The organism is Fimbriimonadaceae bacterium, assembly GCA_019638775.1.
In the GTDB taxonomy this organism is placed as follows: Bacteria; Armatimonadota; Fimbriimonadia; order Fimbriimonadales; family Fimbriimonadaceae; genus JAHBTD01.
In genome coordinates, this window is sequence record JAHBTD010000019.1 from 1 (window position 1) to 16057 (window position 16057).

Below are 16057 nucleotides of genomic sequence, written 5' to 3' on the forward strand. Positions count from 1 at the left end.
CAGTCCGCCCTCCAGCAGATTGTTGCGTACGGTCTGCATGACCTTCGAGACGAAGATCGTACGATCGTAGTAGGGTTCGATGGTGACGCCGGCGGGGAGGGTGGTTTGAATGTCTTGTACCCGGGCCTTCACGCGGGTGACCACCTCCTGGGCATTCTCCCCGGCGAGCATCTGCACCATACCGATCACGGTCTCCCCTTCGCCCATGGCCGTGGCTGCCCCGATTCTGAGCGCCGATCCCTCCTTCACTTCGGCGAGGTCGGCGATGTAGATCGGCACGCCGCCTGGCCCATGGGCCACAACGATCTGAGCCAGATCGCCGACCTGGGTCGCGAGCGCCTCGCCGCGGATCAACAGTTGTTCGCGCTGGTGTTCGATATACCCGCCGCCGGCAATGGCATTATTGCGCTGCAACGCGTCGAACACCTGCTTCAGCGATAACTGGAACGACAACAACTTCGAGGGATCGACGATGATATGAAATTGCTGCGGCTCGCCGCCCCAGATATTGACCTCGACCACGCCTGGCACCGCGCGCAACTTCATGCCGATGTCCCACTGGAGTAGTGTTCTCAGGGCCATCGGACTGTAGCCCTCGCCTCTTACTGTGAATTGATACACCTCGCCCAGCCCTGTCGTGAGCGGCCCCATCATCGGGCGGCCATATTCCGCCGGAATGCGCTCCACCGCCTGGGCCAACCGTTCCGCGACGAATTGCCTGGCTCTGTAGATGTCCGTGCGATCGTCGAAGATGGCTGTCACGGCGGAGAGGCCGTACCGTGAAACGGACCGCAATTCGCGCAGGGCCGGCAGGCCGTTTAAGGAGGCTTCGATGGGAAATGTCACGAATTGCTCCACCTCGACCGGCCCCAGCGCAGGAGCCTGCGTGAGGATTTGCACCTGGACCGGCGTCAGATCCGGCACGGCATCGATGGTGAGGTGAGAGAACGACCACAGCCCGGAGGCCATCACCACGGCGATCGCCACGAGTGTAAAGAATCGATAGCGGAGCGAACATGTCAGCAATTGGTTCATGCGCGCCTCATTCGCCCGAGCCGATGTGTTCCTTCAGCAGCACATTTTTCAGATCGAACACGCCGTCGGTGACGATACGGTCGCCTTCCTGTACGCCCCGCCGGATTTCGATCCAGCCGCCGCCTTCTCGGCCGGCCTCGATCGGCACGAAGCGGTAGCCCTCTCCGGTTTCGATGAAGAGCCCACGGGTGTGCTCGATGGTGGTCACGGCGGTGACGGGAACGGTGAGCACCGGGGGACCGGACCAGACGAATGCCACCTCGACATATTCTCGTGGCTTCAGCTGTCCCGTACGATTGGCCACTTCGAACCGGGCGCGAATGGTTCGGGTGGTCTCATCGGCAACCGGCGCAAGGTACGTGAGGGGTGCGACGACAGCTTCGCCGTCCTTCGGCGTAATCGTGCCGGAGTCGCCTTCCTTAACCTTGCGAGCCTGTTCGATGGGCAGATTGGCAAAGACCCAGACACGGCCGGTATCGACGATTTCGAACAACTCGTCGCCGGGACCGACCCCCTGTCCGCGCACCGCGTTCTGAGTGACTACGGTGCCCGCAATGGGAGCGGTAAGGGTATAGAGGTGCCGCTCTTCGTGTTGTCCACGGTCGAGTTCCGCGGTCGAGACTCCCATGTTGGTGAGTTTTTCGCGAATGTGTTGGAAGCGTGCCCGCGTTTCCAGGTACAGACCCTTGTCCTCGATCAGCTTGCGTTCCGTGACGATGTCGTCTGCGCGCAATTTCTGTGTCCGGCGAAAACCGTTTTCGGCCACCTCCGCCTGCGCCTTCCCGACCAGGTATTCCTCGATCAGTTGATCGAGTTGCAGGCTGCCGATGGCGATGAGCGGCTGGCCCTGTTTCACTCGATCACCCAATTGCACGTGGATTTGTTCCACCTGGCCGCCGATGCGGGACGTGATCTTGGCCACCTGCTTGAGGTCGATGGCGACCTCGCCTGGAGCGGTGACCTGTTCTGGAAGGGCCCTGAGGGCGGCAGGTTGTGTGCGGATGCGTGTCTGCACCGCCGGTGGAGGATGGAGGGTGCTCCTGTTGCCGGTGGCTGCCGGTGCCCCTCCGCTCGTGGCTGCGTGCGGCGGCTGAGCTCCCTGGTCGTTGCAGGCCGAAAGCAGCCAGAGCAGCGCGGGCACGATGCCGATCGCCGTCAATCGTCTAGTCATTGCTGCACTCCGATGGTCGGTTCACTCTGCGATCGGCAGTCATAATGAGGTTCCCAGTGCACGCTCCAAACGGGCCAAGGCGATGGAGAGGTCGGCCCGCACCTGGGCATATTCGAGTTGGGTCTGTCGGAACACCCGCTGCGCGTCCAGCACGTCCAGAAGACTGGCTGCGCCATGGCGGAAACTCGTGCGTGCCAGCGTCAGCGTCTGCTCGGCCTGTTTGAGCAAACCGGTTTCGAAGAGGGAGAGCTGCTCCTGCGCCGTGTGTACCTCCTGAGTATGTTGGGTGATGGCCTGCTCTAATTCCTGTTGCGCCCGCACCCGTTCCGCGTCGGCCCGATGTTTGGCGCCGAGTGCGGATTGAATTTCGCCTTGTCGCCGGTACCAGAGCGGAAGGGGCAGGGCCAGGCCGGCTGTGACGGATTCATCCCCCGCCTCGCGATGGTAACTGCCGATGACGCTGACATTGGGCACACGGGCCTCGCGCTCGAAGCGCAGCGTGTGGTCGGCCTGCTCCTGTAGTTTGCTGACACGTCGAATGGCCGGGTGTTGTTCCAATGCCTGCGCCGCCAACCCGTCTGTATCGATGCCCTGCCTGGGCCGGTGAAAGTCGCCTCGAACGGAAAAGTCCTTGCCGAGCGATCCGGCCGTGAGGGTATTCAGACGCGCCTTGGCCACCAGCAACGCATTGTGTGCCCTGGCCACTTCCTTCTTGGCCTTCTGTACCTCGACTCCGGCTTTCAAGCTGTCGAAGGAGGTGGCTTCGCCGGCCGCCACACGCGCCTGCACCGTGCGCAAGACCTCTTCCACATTCATCACATTCTGGGTGGCCAGGTCGACATCGCGTTGGCCGAAGAGGAGGTGGTAGAACGCAATTTTTACATCGGCGAGTAGCGAGAGGCGGGCGTCTTCCAGAGCGGCATTGGCTCCGGCCACACCGGCATCGGCTGCCTCCTGGCGGGCCTGGCGTTTGCCCGTCCATTCAAGCGGTTGTTCCACGGTGAACGTCCGCTCGGTGACATGCGTTCCGGTACTCGGGTCACGAATCGCCCCGCGCCCGGCGATACCGGTGATGGACGGATTGGGATAGGCGCCGGCCGCGATCTGTTGACCCTGGCTTTGTTTGACGAAGCCCTCGACTCCGGCCAGCGTGGGATTGTGCCGCATGGCCAGGGCAAGAATGTCGGGCAGTGCGTATGCGGTGGGGCTGGTTTCTCCGGCCCAGGTTGTCTGGTCAGGCAGGCCAAGCCCGGCTGTGCCGACCAGGACGATGGAAAGAAGCACACGACAGATCATGGATGGTTCCTCCCTGTGCGTGATATCGCGATAGAGGGTCAAACGAAGGATGCTTGGCAGGGTGCCGAACACGTCCGCGAGGGGCGTTCCCGTGTCACGCCGAGGTTCACCGTACCGCGAGTCCCCCGTTCGCCTCGTCGTTCGCCACGGTCTTGCCGGCTAACCCTGTTGCGCATCCGGTGGTTGATCCGAACGCAACACTGCGCGCGAAGACCGGCGCGGGCTGTGACGACACAAGCGAGTGTGTTCGCAACCTGTCAGGCGATGGGGAGGGACGGTGGCGCACGTGCGGGAATATCGACGAGGGCCGGCGTGAGAGCGGGAGGAGCCCAGGTGTCCTCGTAAGGCTGGTGATGGGGCACAGGATCGGGGCGCAGGTGATGGGCAAGAACGAACACCTGCGTCGACGTAGGCTTGATCGGTTTGCGCTCGGTCGCGTCGTTGAGCAGGGAGAAGCTTAATTCGGGATCTGTCGTCCAGGCATGCGCCCCGGCGACGGTGAACGTCGCACCTGTCTCCTCGCCGGCCGGGAGCGCCGACCCTTCCCGAGCTTCGCCGAACTCGCTCTCCACGTCACCCGAGAAGACGGTATGGATCGCCACGGCATGTACATGTCCGGCCTCTCCATGATGCGGATGGGTCTCGGGGTGAATATGGAAGAGGGGAAGTGCGAGCAACCACAACACCGCCCACCCACGCAACAGGTGGTCGATTCGAGGACATTGCACGGAGAGGAGTCGCACGAGAGACCGCATGGTGAGCAAACGCTATCATAGGCGGCTCATCACATCAAGCAACGGTACGGAAGTGAAACGGGCGTGACCGTCACGTTCTCGGGCAATGCACCTTCTTCGAACGCGGCGTTCTGCAGACGCCAGACTTGAACTTAACTTCCCTGTTGTGCGCATATGCACGGCTGTGCGTGGATGCACGTGAATCAGGGCGGGGGCTTGTGGCCGTCCGGACCGGCAGCAAGTGCATTCCCTCATTTTTCGCATTTCACAGGATTTCGCGTCCGGTTGCACCCTAGGCCCTGTTCTTGCTGATGACGCCGCGCAGAGTATGTGTGTTAAGGAGACCTTGGCGTTATGGATGGTATCTTTCCACTGCTGACAATCTTTGCGCCTCTGCTGGGCACTCTGCTGATCGCTCTCTTCCATCGGGAGCTTGGAGAGCGTGTTGCACGCCTCGGCATCGGGGCGCTCTGGTGTTCAGCGTTGACCTCACTGATCACCCTCGCTCTGGTGTTGTACGAGGACCCGATCCGTCTCACGATCCTGGGCGCGCCCTCGGGACCGTTGACCTATACGATTCTCATCGATCGCCTGGCCGGCGTCATGATGGTGCTGATCAGCCTCGTCAGCCTGATCATCCATGTGTACTCCGAGCGGTACATGGTGGGTGACCCCGGCTACACCCGGTTTTTTGCGTTGTTGGGAGGCCTGACCTCGGTGCTGTTGAGTCTGGTCAGCAGCGGCAATCTGCTCTGGCTGTTCGTCTGCTGGCATTTGGTGACATGGTTGCTTGCGTCGCTGTTGGTGTGTAACCCGGCGAGTCGTCCGGCCAGGGAAGCGGGACGCACGACGTTCTGGGTGCAATCGCTCGGCGATGCCGCGTTTTTCCTGGCGTTGTTGGCGCTCTACGGCGCGACCGGTACCCTGGATCTGACCGAGCTGTTTGCCCGCTTGCAGGCAAGCCCTGCGACGCTCACACTCTGGCCGGGCTGGCACACGGAGCTGGATGTCGCCCTGGTCGCGACTCTGCTGTTCCTGGTATCGGTCATGACGAAGTCGGCCCAGTTTCCGTTTCATTTGTGGTTGATCGGCACGATCGAGGCGCCGACGCCGGTGTCCGCCCTGATGCACGCGGGAATCGTGAATGCCGGCGGCTTTCTCGTCAATCGCCTCGCCCCCCTGTTCGGGATGGCGCCGACGACCCTCCATCTGATGTTTGTGATCGGCGGTGTGACGGCGTTGGTCGGCGCCAGCGCAATGCTGACGCAAACGAGCGTCAAGCGTCGGCTCGTCTATTCGACCATGGGACAGATGGGTTACATGGTCATGGAGTGCGGGTTAGGCGCCTTTGCCCTGGCAGTGTTCCATCTCTGCGCGCACGGCCTGTTCAAGGCCACGTTGTTTCTCAATTCGGGTTCTGTCATTCATAAGGCCAGGAAGGAATTCAAATTACCGCCGGCCGCCAAGGTGGATGAGGCTCATAGCTTTTCACCGATGACTTGGACGACCGGCCTGGTTGCCACTTTGGTGCTGCCGCTGGCGATCCTGCTCGTCGCGCACGGGGTCGTGAGTATTCCGTTGCAGGATGCGCAGGGGGCGGTGATCTTTCTCTTCTTCGGGTGGGTGACGACCTCGCAAGCGATGTTCACGTTGTACCGACTCCACACCGGGGCCTCTTGGACCGTGTCGCTGACCATGCTGGGAGCACTGGCGTTTATCGGCCTCACCTACCTCTGGGCCGGCGAGGCGTTTACCCATTTTCTGTACCCGGCCCACGATGCCGCGGAAGGTTTCATGCGTGCCGCCGAGTGGAATCGTTCGTTGTTTGATGCGGTGGTGGGTGTGACCGTCATGTTGATCCTTGCGGCATGGGGGATGATTTACGGCAAAGCCAGAGGCGTCAAATTTCTCATGCCGGCCTGGATGGAACAATTGCGCGCACGGGCCTACGTGATGTTTCTGAACGGCCTCTATGTCGAGGATTTGGTTCGTATGATCGGTCGAGCTGCGTTTCGCCGGTAATCTGCGGGGGACCGGAGCCGAATGGAGTCGATGCATGGCACTTGAACGACGCATTTTCACCGATGCAGAGCGGATGGAATTGCGGTCTCACGTGGAACTGGCGGGAGAGGCCATTGCCTCCTACTGGCCTATGCGGACGTTCATCCACCATAACCCGTTGCACGGCTTGGAAGAGCTTCCCTTCGATCAGGCCGTGAAGCGCGGTGAGCAACTCCTCGGGGGCAGGGGGTATCTTCCAAGCGCGCTCTATCGTCGCTATCTGGCCGAGGGCCGGATCCGCCCGGAAGATGTGACGCAGGTCCTAGCTCCGCTTGCAGGGGATCGCCGCGTGACCTTTGCCGGACGCCCGTTATCGCACCTGGAAGTGCTGCGATTGTCCATGATGCATGGGCTCACCGATCCGGCCCTCGATTCGCCGGTCTCCGATGAGGCGACGGATCACCTCGCGGCCTGGCTTACGCAGTCGGTCGGCGAAACCCGGACCATGCAGCCGGAATCGCTCCTCCCCTGGGAGCCCCTCGATCTCTGCTCGCAGGAGACCCTGTCCGGCTGGTGCGATCGCACGTTAGGGACGTCGATCGTGTCGGACATCAACGAGCAGATGGTGAAATGGTGCGGGGTGTTTTTGGACGAAGGAGAAGCGTCCTGGGTCATGCCGGAACGGCAGCATACGTTTTATCGCTCGTGGAAACGATTGGCGCGGTACGATGCCGGTCTGCGGTTGTTGGGTGTGGGGGAAGCCGCACAAAAAATCGACGCCATGGACGATCGACCTGAGGAGGGGGTGCTTCATAGTCTGACGGCGATGGGCATTCCCAAGCCAGCCTGGGAGTCGTATTTCGCCCTGCACCTGGCAGCCTTGCCAGGGTGGACGGGGTATATCAAATGGCGATCGGAAGAGCCGCATTACCCCTGGCAGGCACGGTATCCCATCGACCTCGTGAAGTATCTGGCCGTACGATTGTTCTATGAACGGGAATTCGTCGACCTGCAGTGCCGGCAGCGGCTGGGTATCCCGGGGCAGGTTGAGGCCGTCCGTGGCCACATCGAGCAGGCTCCTTACGGCCATTGGCTGAGGCGGAAGGTGGTGGACGGAGGCCTGGCGGGAGCGGTGGCCGCCGAGGTGCACGGGTGGCAGAGACAACACCACAGGGCCACTCAGGAGGAGTGGAATGAGTTCGGGCGGCAAGTCTATGACCGGACTGCCGGGGCGCGCCGCGCCGAGATCTTCAGGCGGGACGCTCGACGAGTGTCGGCCCTTGCCGCCGCCGTGGGTGTCGATCCCGAGCTGGTCACCCAGACCTCGCCGTCGGATGTGCTCACCGTTCTGAACTGGTTGGACGGCTTTCCTGCCGGGCAGCAGAGCCAACGCTGGCTGGAGGCGTTTGAAACACGACAACGTGTGGCGGTGGTCGGACAGCTGAGCGGAGTGGCGAGGCAACTACGGGACAGTGACGGCCGCGCTACGGCCGGTGCTCCTGCGCGACCGCTCGCACAAATGGTGTTCTGTATCGACGTACGATCCGAAGTGTTCCGTCGGCACCTCGAACAGCTCGGCGGGTACGAGACCCTGGGCGTGGCCGGTTTTTTCGGCATTCCCGTGAAGTACCAGGCATTCGGAGAAGAACTTCCCGTGACGCATGCCCCCGTGCTGTTGAAGCCGAAGAATCATATCCGTGAGATTCCTCGAAGCTACCATGGGACGGCGGCGAGCCGGCATCGGTTGTTCGCCAAACTGAGTCATGCCGGCCACCATCTGTTGCACGATCTCAAGGAAAACGTCATCACCCCCTATGTCATGGTGGAAGCCCTGGGGTGGTTTTTCAGCGTGCCGTTTTTTGGGAAGACCCTCTTCCCGCTCTGGTATCACCGCCTCACGACCTGGGTGAAGGGCTTGTGGCTGCCGCCGTTGGCGACCACCCTGACGATCGACAAATTAAGCCGCGAAGAGGCGCAGGAAATGGTGGCGGTGGAACAGCGCGCGGCCATTCGTGCTGCGCTGCGGCAGGCGTTCCCCGAACTCGGTTCCGCGATCACCCCCTCGTTGATCGATAACATCAGGCTCGGCGTCATGGAGCATCATGATGATCAGGGGAATCAAGATGTCGCCGCCAGTCTGGGAATGACCGTTGCCCAGGTCGAGGCCCTGTACGAACGGTTCCGTCGTGAATACACGCTGACGGCCCGAGGCCTCTCCTCCCGGCTTCAGCGCATCACCCAGCATGGATTCTCCGTATCCGAGCAGGCCTACGGCGTGGAGGCGGCACTTCGACTCATGGGCTTCACGTCGGGGTTCGCACGCTTAGTCGTGATGTGCTCCCATGGCAGCACGTCGGACAACAATCCCTACGAATCCGCACTGGACTGCGGCGCTTGCGGAGGCAACAGCGGTCTCCCCAATGCGCGGGCCTTTGCGGCGATGGCGAATAATCAGGCCGTGCGCAAGGTGTTGGAGTCTCGCGGCATCAAGATTCCCGGCGATACGCATTTTGTGGCCGCGCAGCACGACACGACCCGCAATGATGTCCGGATCGTCGACTTGGAAGATGTGCCGGCCACACATCGTAAGGACCTGGTGCGGTTGCTGGACGACCTCCGCGAGGCGGGCGAGCAGGCCGCCCACGAACGGGGGATGGCCTTGGATGGACCGGTCGTTCAGGCCAAGCGCAAAGATCCATACGTCAGAGCCAGCCGGAGAAGCGTCGATTGGGCACAGGTTCGTCCCGAGTGGGGATTGTCGAAGAATAATCTGTTGATCATCGGGCGACGGGATCTCACGCGGCCCTTGAACCTTCAGGGGCGGGCATTCCTCCATTCGTACGACTATCGACAAGACGACTCGGGGAAACTCCTGGAAGCCATCATGACCGCGCCGCTGATCGTGGCTCAATGGATCAACATGGAGCACTATTTCTCGACGGTCGACAACGAGGTCTACGGGAGCGGGAGCAAGGTGTATCACAACATCGCCGGGCGGGTGGGGGTCATGACCGGAGCGAGCAGCGATCTTCGACTGGGTCTTCCGGCGCAGACCGTGCTGGATGGACCGCGCCCCTATCATGAGCCGATGCGCTTACTCACCGTGATCGAGGCGCCACGCGCCCGCGTCGAATCGGTGATCGCGAAACATCCCGGACTCGAACGGTTGTTTCAGAACGAGTGGGTGACGCTGGTGGTCTGTGAGCCGAACGAGGCGACGTTCTATCATTTCGACATCATGCAGGGATGGCGACCCGTGTCGGAAGCAGCGGACATGAGGCAGGCCTGTGAGGGGAATTCGATCGGGGCGGCCGACGCCGTGGCATCCGTTGTCCCGATGGAGGGTGTGGAACCGCATCACGGCGAAGCATCGGCCGCCTCACGCCCGCCAGGCACGGCAGAATGAAATGAGGATCGATAGTGTGGGGGAGCGAAAGATGTCGAATAGAGGAGGAGAGGGGGACCGGAGTATGTTGACGTTGCATCCGATGAAAGAAATCCGCATCGTGGTCGAGGGCGAGCACCTCAAGTTAGTGACGAATCTGCTCGATCGAGTCGGCGCCACCGGCTACACGATCATCAACAACGTTTCGGGTAAAGGACATCACGGGTTTCACGAAGGGCACTTGCTGTTCGACGACACGAGCAGCCAGGTGATCGTGTTCACCGTTGTGCCGGAAGAGCGCATCGAGCCGATTCTGGCTGGATTGGGCCCGCTCTTTCACAAACATTCCGGCGCCATGTTCGTCAGTGATGTCGCGGTGACGCGGCGGGATCATTTTGTGGGCCAGTAGCAGGCCTCGGTCACGGAGGCTCACCCTGGACGGGCAAAGACCCGCCGGGTGGACTGACCCGGCATGTCTGAGCCTGCCGAGTGAAGCTCGAGTCTGTTCCAACAAGCGCGACCGTCATGGCCTCTACCCATCGTAAGCGTGCCAAGATCTCCAGGCCGGTCGGGGCGGAACTCGCCGCCGCCGAGGTGCTGGCCTGGCTGAGCGACTGTATCCACGGCGGCCTCTGTTTCGTCTGCCGAGGCCTTCTCATTTTCGAAAATTCACAATTCGCCGAGTTGGTGAAACGTGCGCCGTCCCCGGCGGAAGGGATGGAACATGCCCTGCGGAGACGCCTTCTGGATGACGCGATCGAATGGAATACGAGAGCGTTGGGGGCCAGAAAGACGGCCGAATACACGCTGGAGACTCAGCACGGCGGGCGCCTCTACTATGCCTGCCGTTTTAATGTGGTGCCCTACCGCGGGGAACGCGGTGTGCTGATGGTATTGGAAGATGTGACCGAGCGGATTGCGCTCGCACAGGAGGCGGCGCACGTCGCACGGTTTCATTCGGCGTTGGCGCGTATCGGGACTCTGGCGGTCAGCGGCCTCTCGGCCCAGGCGTTGATGAATGAGGCGGTGCGGGAAACAGCGGCCGCGCTGGAAGTGGAACTCTGCAAGATCTTGGTGCCGCGCGAGCGGGACAGCCATCTGTACATCATGGCGGGGGTCGGGTTGCAGACGGATCTTATCGGCAAGCTCACCATCGAAGGCGGCACGCATTCCCAAGCCGGCTACGCGATCAGAGAACGGGTGCCGGTCGTGGTCGACGACCTCCGGCAAGAGACACGATTTTCACCGTCCAGGTTGCTCACCGAACATGGCGCGGTCTCGGGGATGTGTGTGCCCATGCTGGTTCAGGACAAGGTCTACGGGGTGATGACGGCCCATTCGAAGCGGGTCCGCAAGTTCAGTCAGCAGGAGCAGGAGTTTTTGTGCACCATGGCCAACACCATCGGGACGGTCCTGGAGCGGCGATGGCATGAAGAAACGCAGATGGATTTTTATCATCGCCTCTTTTCCTCCGCGGAGGACGGTGTGATGATGACCGACACCACCGGCCGAATTTTGGAATGGAATCCGGCTCTGGAGCGCATGACCGGGTGGACGCGCGAAGAGGCCCTGGGGAAGCGCCCGACCATTCTGAAGTCCGGGAAGCAACCGCCGGAATTCTACGAGCGGTTGTGGGCCTCCATTCGCTCCGGCCACCCCTTCGTCGAACGCTTTGTGAACAGACGAAAAGACGGGTCCGAGTTCTTGGTGTGGGAACGTGTCAGCCCGGTCAAGGCCTTCGACGGGACGACCCAGTATTTCATGGCGATTCTGACCGATCTCAGCGAGCGGGAACAGATGTTGGAAGCTCTTCGTCACACAGAGCAGGTGAAACTAGTCGGTCAGCTTGCCGGCGGTATTCTGCACGAGGTGCGCAACCCCCTCATCGGGTTGGGCAGTTTGGCCACACATCTGGCCGAACAGGTGTCCCTTCCGCAGGACGCTCGCGACCGGTGCCGGCTGATCGCGCGGGAGGCGGCTCGGATCGATGAACTCTTGGAATCGCATCTGGGACAGTTGCGGCCCAGGCCGTTCGATATCGCTCCCTGCGACATGGCGTCGGTGCTGGAGGATACACTGACGTTGCTCCGTCCGAACTTAGTCAAGCACCAGATTCTGATCAGGAGCTCGGTTGCGTCCGACCTGCCGGCCGTCGAAGCATCGAGGGCCCATATTTTACAAGTGTTCTTGAACATCGCGATGAATGCCATCGATGCCATGCCGAACGGCGGTCACGTGCATGTGACGCTCGTGCCGGACATCCGGCGCGTGCCTGGGGTGTTGATGCGATTTGCGGATACGGGCAAGGGGATACCGGCCGAGGACTTGGGACGGATCTACGAACCATTTTTCACGAACGGGAAGGCGAAAGGGGTAGGCCTCGGACTCACGATCACCAGAGACATGGTGGAGCGTCATCATGGTCAACTCATCATTCAAAGTCCCCCGGGGAGCGGCGCCGTGGTTGACGTGTGGCTGCCCCTGAAGCACGAGGTCTCGTAGGATGCGAAGCCAATTCCTGCCCGGGGACGGTCGGCCCGTGATGGGCGATCACTCTCGTCGATACGAGGACGTGTAACATGGCGTGGCATTTGTTGCTGTTGGAAGATGAGGCCTCCGTTCGCGAAGCTTTTGCATTACGGTTGCGAGACCAGGGCTATGTGGTCCAGACGGCCGGGTCCGGTGAGGAGGCGTTCGGCTTGCTCCGTTCGTTCGAGCCGGATGTGCTGGTCGTTGATCTGGTGATGCCCAATCTGTCCGGCCTGGATGTGCTGGCCCGAGTGAAACAGACGTCGCCGACACTGCCGGTCATCGTGCTGACGGCCAGGGGGACGGTCAAAGATGCGGTCGAAGCCATGCGGCTTGGCGCGTTCGATTTTGTGGCGAAGAGCATCGATATGGATGATCTGCTCCACACGCTGCGACGGGTGACGGAGTTCCTGACCCTTCAGCGTCAGGTGCAGTTGCACAGCGGCCAGGATGCCGCGCGGTATGCGTTGGATCGGGTGATCGCCAAGAGTCCGGTTACGAAGACCTTCCTGGCCCAGGTGCAGGAACTCGTGCGCAACGATCGTGTGACGGTGCTGTTACAAGGTGAAACAGGAACCGGCAAGCAATACATGGGGCGGGTGATCCATTACAACAGTGCGCGTGGAACCAAACCCTGTGTGGAGGTCGACTGCCCCTCGATTCCCAGGGACCTGTTCGAAAGCGAGCTGTTCGGGCACGAGAAGGGGGCATTCACGGGTGCAGCGGGCCGGAAATGTGGGTTGATCGAAATGGCCGAAGGGGGCACTGTCTTCTTCGACGAAATCGGGGATCTTCCGCTGGGGTTACAAGCCAAGTTACTGCGTGTGATCGAAGAGCGGTCGCTGCGCCGGGTCGGAGGTATGACGACGATGCCCGTCGACGTGCGCTTCATGGCCGCGACCAACCGTGATCTCAAATCAGCCGTCGCGAAGGGGGAGTTTCGGGAGGACCTCTATTTTCGTCTGAACGTGGTGATGCTGACCGTTCCTCCCTTACGCGCGCGTCCGGAAGACATTATTCCCCTTGCCGAACACTGTCTTCTCCGGTCGGCGTTGGCGCTGAAAAAACCTGTGCGGGAGTTGACCGACTCCGCCAAGCAGGTGCTTCAGGCGTATCATTATCCCGGAAATGTACGGGAATTAAGCAACCTCATCGAACGAGCGGTGATCTTCTGCAACGGCCCATCGCTCGATGCCGCTCATTTTCCGAACGACGTGTCTGCGGCGGTGGCGCCCATGACGGTCCCAGGGGTCGCGCCGGCTGCGGGACCGGCCGCCGAGGCCGATCCGCTCATGGTTCACGTGTCGTTTAAGGTTGGCGAGCGTTCGTTGACCGATCTCGAAGACGCCATCATTCATGCGGTGTTGGAGCGGGCCGACGGCAATAAAACTCTCGCAGCGAAGTATCTGGGAATCACACGCTGGATGCTCGACCGGCGGCGCAAGGCGTAAGGGCGTTCCAGCGGCCCCGCGTCCTACGCCCATCTGTTCCCCCCCCCGCATATCCTCTCCAGCCGAATGAACCCTGCCGAGCCGCGCGTGAGTGCGCAGGCACACGCGTGTGCGGACCGAGTCTGCTCGCGCACGGGGTCGATCGAACCAGGACGGCCGGATCTGATCCGGTCCCGTCGGACCTATGGCGACCTACCCTGTGTTCCGACTGTCCTCGTCCGTGCGGTCGGTCGTCCTTGGTGCGGGCCAAGGCGTCTTGGTAGCAGGAACTTATCTTGCAGAACCGGTCTTGTAGCCGCTCGGATGCGATCGAGATGCGCTTTCGAGATCGCGTCGGGGAGTAACGTTCAATCGATTTCATCGTGCGCCACAAGGAGACGGCATGCGACATCTGCGCGACCTGGAGGATCAGAGCGTCTACATCTTGCGTGAGGCGTATAAGCATTTCGATAACCTCGCTATGTTGTGGTCCATGGGGAAGGATTCGACGGTCCTCTTATGGCTGGCGCGCAAAGCCTTTTTCGGCCATGTGCCCTTTCCATTGGTACACATCGATACCGGCTACGAGATGCCGGAATTGATCGAGTATCGAGATCGGTTGTGCCGTGAATGGAGGCTGAATCTCGTGGTGGGTCAGAACAGGGAGGCACTGGCCGACGGGATGGGGCCTGACCGGGGCCGGGTGGCCTGTTGCACCGCCATGAAAGTCGAGGCGCTGAAACAGACCATCGCGCGCCACGGGTTCTCCGCGATCATCCTCGGCATTCGCGCGGATGAGGAAGGCACACGGGCCAAGGAACGGTACTTCTCCTTGCGCGGCAAGGATGGCGAATGGAATTTTCGCGACCAGCCGCCTGAGCTCTGGGATCAATACCAGACGATGTTTCCTCCTGGTTCTCATATTCGAGTCCATCCCCTGCTCGATTGGACCGAACTCAACATCTGGGAATATCTTGACCACGAGCGCATTGAGCTGCCGACGCTTTATTTCGACCGGGGTTCCGGCACCCGATTCAGAAGCTTGGGTTGCGTGCCCTGCACCGGTACGGTTTCCTCCTGCGCCACAACGATCCCGCACATCATCACGGAGTTGCGCCTCACCACGACTGCTGAACGAGCCGGCCGTGCCCAAGACGAAGGGCGCGGAATGGAGACCCTGCGTAAGCTCGGCCACATGTAGCGCTCTGCACCTCCGTCAGGCAACGATCCTGTTCCGGCGCCGCACGGGTCGAGATCTGTCATGGACGTGCGAGGCTGCACGTGCGTGTACCCTTGCACGATCGAGCCTGGCAGACGGTCGTCGACGCAATCGAGGCCACACTGCGGAATCCGTCCGTTCCTGAGAATTCGAATGGAAACCCTGTCTCTCGCCGCGAGTGATCGACATGGCCTCGTTTTTGCTCTTTCCCGATAGAGAAGGTGAGGGCACGGCATGAACACAACGAACGGTGTGGATATGCGGTATACCGACGCGCAGCGAATGGAGTTACGGACCTATGTCAGCTTGGCTGGAGATGTCATCGCCAAGGTTTGGCCGATGACATCGGTGATCGCGCGAAATCCGCTCCAAGGGTTGGAAGATCTGAGCTTTGAGGACGCTGTTCAACGCGGGGAACAACTATTCGGCGGAGCGGGCACGCTGTCTTCCGATGCCTTTCGAGAAGCATTCCGAAGCGGTCGTATCCAGGCGCGGCATCTTGAGGCGGTCTTGCAGCCGCTCGCGACCGACCGGCACATCACCTTCGGTGGTCAGGTATTTTCCCATCGAGATGTGCTGCGTGCCGTGATGGTGGCGAACGGGCGCGTAACTCAGTTGCGTGGCGGAGAAGCAACGGCTGAGCCTTCGGGGAAGGACGCCGAGGTCATGCTCGCAAACGTGACCGAGTGGTTATGCAGAGAGTGTCCGTCGGAAGCACGGGAACCTACGGAGCCGGGCGTCCCCGGCGCCAGTGAGGAAGGGCCTTCCGAAGAAACAATGGCCGGGTGGTGCGATCGAACGCTCGGTACCGATATCACGGAGCAGATGAATCGCCAGATGATCAAGTGGTGCGCGGCGTTCTGCGACGAGGGTGATGCGGCCTGGCCCATGCCGAGGCGAGAAGAGACGTTCTTTCGGGCATGGAAAGCCGCGGCGCGATATGACCTCAGCCTCAGATGCCTAGGCGTCGAGGAGGTGTCGTCGAAAATTCTGGCGCTCGCCGACCGTCCTGAAGACGTCCTGCTTGAATCGCTGGAGATGCTGCAGGTGCCCCACTCAACCTGGCAGGAGTACTTGTCGCTGCATCTGGCCGCACTGCCGGGCTGGGCGGGGTTCATCAAGTGGCGTGAAGAGCAGGATGCGCATGCCTGGCAGCTTGCCTATCGCATCGATCTCGTGAAGTATCTCGCCGTCCGGTTGTTTTATGAGCGAGAGCTGGTCGCGACGGCTTGCCGCAGGTTGCTGGGCAGTGAGGGA

The 16057-nt window shown here is 61.3% G+C and carries 11 protein-coding genes; 7 read left to right on the forward strand and 4 right to left on the reverse strand.

Annotation, left to right across the window (positions count from 1 at the left end):
• From KF784_17680 to KF784_17695, 4 genes are all read right to left on the reverse strand, one after another.
• A partial coding sequence (locus tag KF784_17680; protein ID MBX3120891.1) for an efflux RND transporter permease subunit occupies positions 1–1035 on the reverse strand: 1035 nt, incomplete at its 3' end.
• A 7-nt stretch (positions 1036–1042) separates the two neighbouring features.
• Positions 1043–2206 (reverse strand): efflux RND transporter periplasmic adaptor subunit, encoded by a 1164-nt coding sequence (locus KF784_17685; GenBank protein ID MBX3120892.1) that lies wholly within the window; start codon positions 2204–2206, stop codon positions 1043–1045.
• A gap of 39 nt (positions 2207–2245) precedes the next feature.
• Positions 2246–3502, reverse strand: a complete 1257-nt coding sequence (locus KF784_17690) for a TolC family protein (protein ID MBX3120893.1) — start codon at positions 3500–3502, stop codon at positions 2246–2248.
• Between the two features lie 257 nt (positions 3503–3759).
• Positions 3760–4257, reverse strand: a complete 498-nt coding sequence (locus tag KF784_17695; protein MBX3120894.1) for a hypothetical protein — start codon at positions 4255–4257, stop codon at positions 3760–3762.
• A 333-nt stretch (positions 4258–4590) separates the two neighbouring features.
• On the opposite strand from KF784_17695, the gene KF784_17700 reads away from it, so the two are divergent.
• From KF784_17700 to KF784_17730, 7 genes are all read left to right on the forward strand, one after another.
• Positions 4591–6258, forward strand: coding sequence for a hypothetical protein (locus KF784_17700; protein MBX3120895.1), 1668 nt, complete (start codon positions 4591–4593; stop codon positions 6256–6258).
• A 34-nt stretch (positions 6259–6292) separates the two neighbouring features.
• Complete coding sequence (locus KF784_17705; protein ID MBX3120896.1) at positions 6293–9643, forward strand: DUF2309 domain-containing protein; 3351 nt, start codon at positions 6293–6295, stop codon at positions 9641–9643.
• Between the two features lie 64 nt (positions 9644–9707).
• Positions 9708–10031: a hypothetical protein gene (locus tag KF784_17710; GenBank protein MBX3120897.1), complete on the forward strand. Its 324-nt coding sequence runs from the start codon at positions 9708–9710 to the stop codon at positions 10029–10031.
• A gap of 80 nt (positions 10032–10111) precedes the next feature.
• On the forward strand, positions 10112–12124 hold the full coding sequence (locus tag KF784_17715; GenBank protein MBX3120898.1) for a PAS domain S-box protein: 2013 nt from the start codon (positions 10112–10114) through the stop codon (positions 12122–12124).
• A gap of 77 nt (positions 12125–12201) precedes the next feature.
• On the forward strand, positions 12202–13602 hold the full coding sequence (locus KF784_17720; protein ID MBX3120899.1) for a sigma-54-dependent Fis family transcriptional regulator: 1401 nt from the start codon (positions 12202–12204) through the stop codon (positions 13600–13602).
• A 382-nt stretch (positions 13603–13984) separates the two neighbouring features.
• Entirely contained in the window at positions 13985–14782 is a 798-nt protein-coding gene (locus tag KF784_17725) for a sulfate adenylyltransferase subunit 2 (protein ID MBX3120900.1), read from the forward strand.
• Positions 14783–15034: 252 nt separating this feature from the next.
• Positions 15035–16057 (forward strand): DUF2309 family protein (locus tag KF784_17730; GenBank protein MBX3120901.1); only part of this gene is annotated, 1023 nt, incomplete at its 3' end.

What these genes read in the sequence shown, in the direction of transcription:
- KF784_17685 (MBX3120892.1), bottom strand. Translation starts at nt 2,206, where the DNA reads ATGACTAGACGATTGACGGCGATCGGCATCGTGCCCGCGCTGCTCTGG.
- KF784_17690 (MBX3120893.1), bottom strand. Translation starts at nt 3,502, where the DNA reads ATGATCTGTCGTGTGCTTCTTTCCATCGTCCTGGTCGGCACAGCCGGG.
- KF784_17695 (MBX3120894.1), bottom strand. Translation starts at nt 4,257, where the DNA reads ATGCGGTCTCTCGTGCGACTCCTCTCCGTGCAATGTCCTCGAATCGAC.
- KF784_17700 (MBX3120895.1), top strand. Translation starts at nt 4,591, where the DNA reads ATGGATGGTATCTTTCCACTGCTGACAATCTTTGCGCCTCTGCTGGGC.
- KF784_17705 (MBX3120896.1), top strand. Translation starts at nt 6,293, where the DNA reads ATGGCACTTGAACGACGCATTTTCACCGATGCAGAGCGGATGGAATTG.
- KF784_17710 (MBX3120897.1), top strand. Translation starts at nt 9,708, where the DNA reads ATGTTGACGTTGCATCCGATGAAAGAAATCCGCATCGTGGTCGAGGGC.
- KF784_17720 (MBX3120899.1), top strand. Translation starts at nt 12,202, where the DNA reads ATGGCGTGGCATTTGTTGCTGTTGGAAGATGAGGCCTCCGTTCGCGAA.
- KF784_17725 (MBX3120900.1), top strand. Translation starts at nt 13,985, where the DNA reads ATGCGACATCTGCGCGACCTGGAGGATCAGAGCGTCTACATCTTGCGT.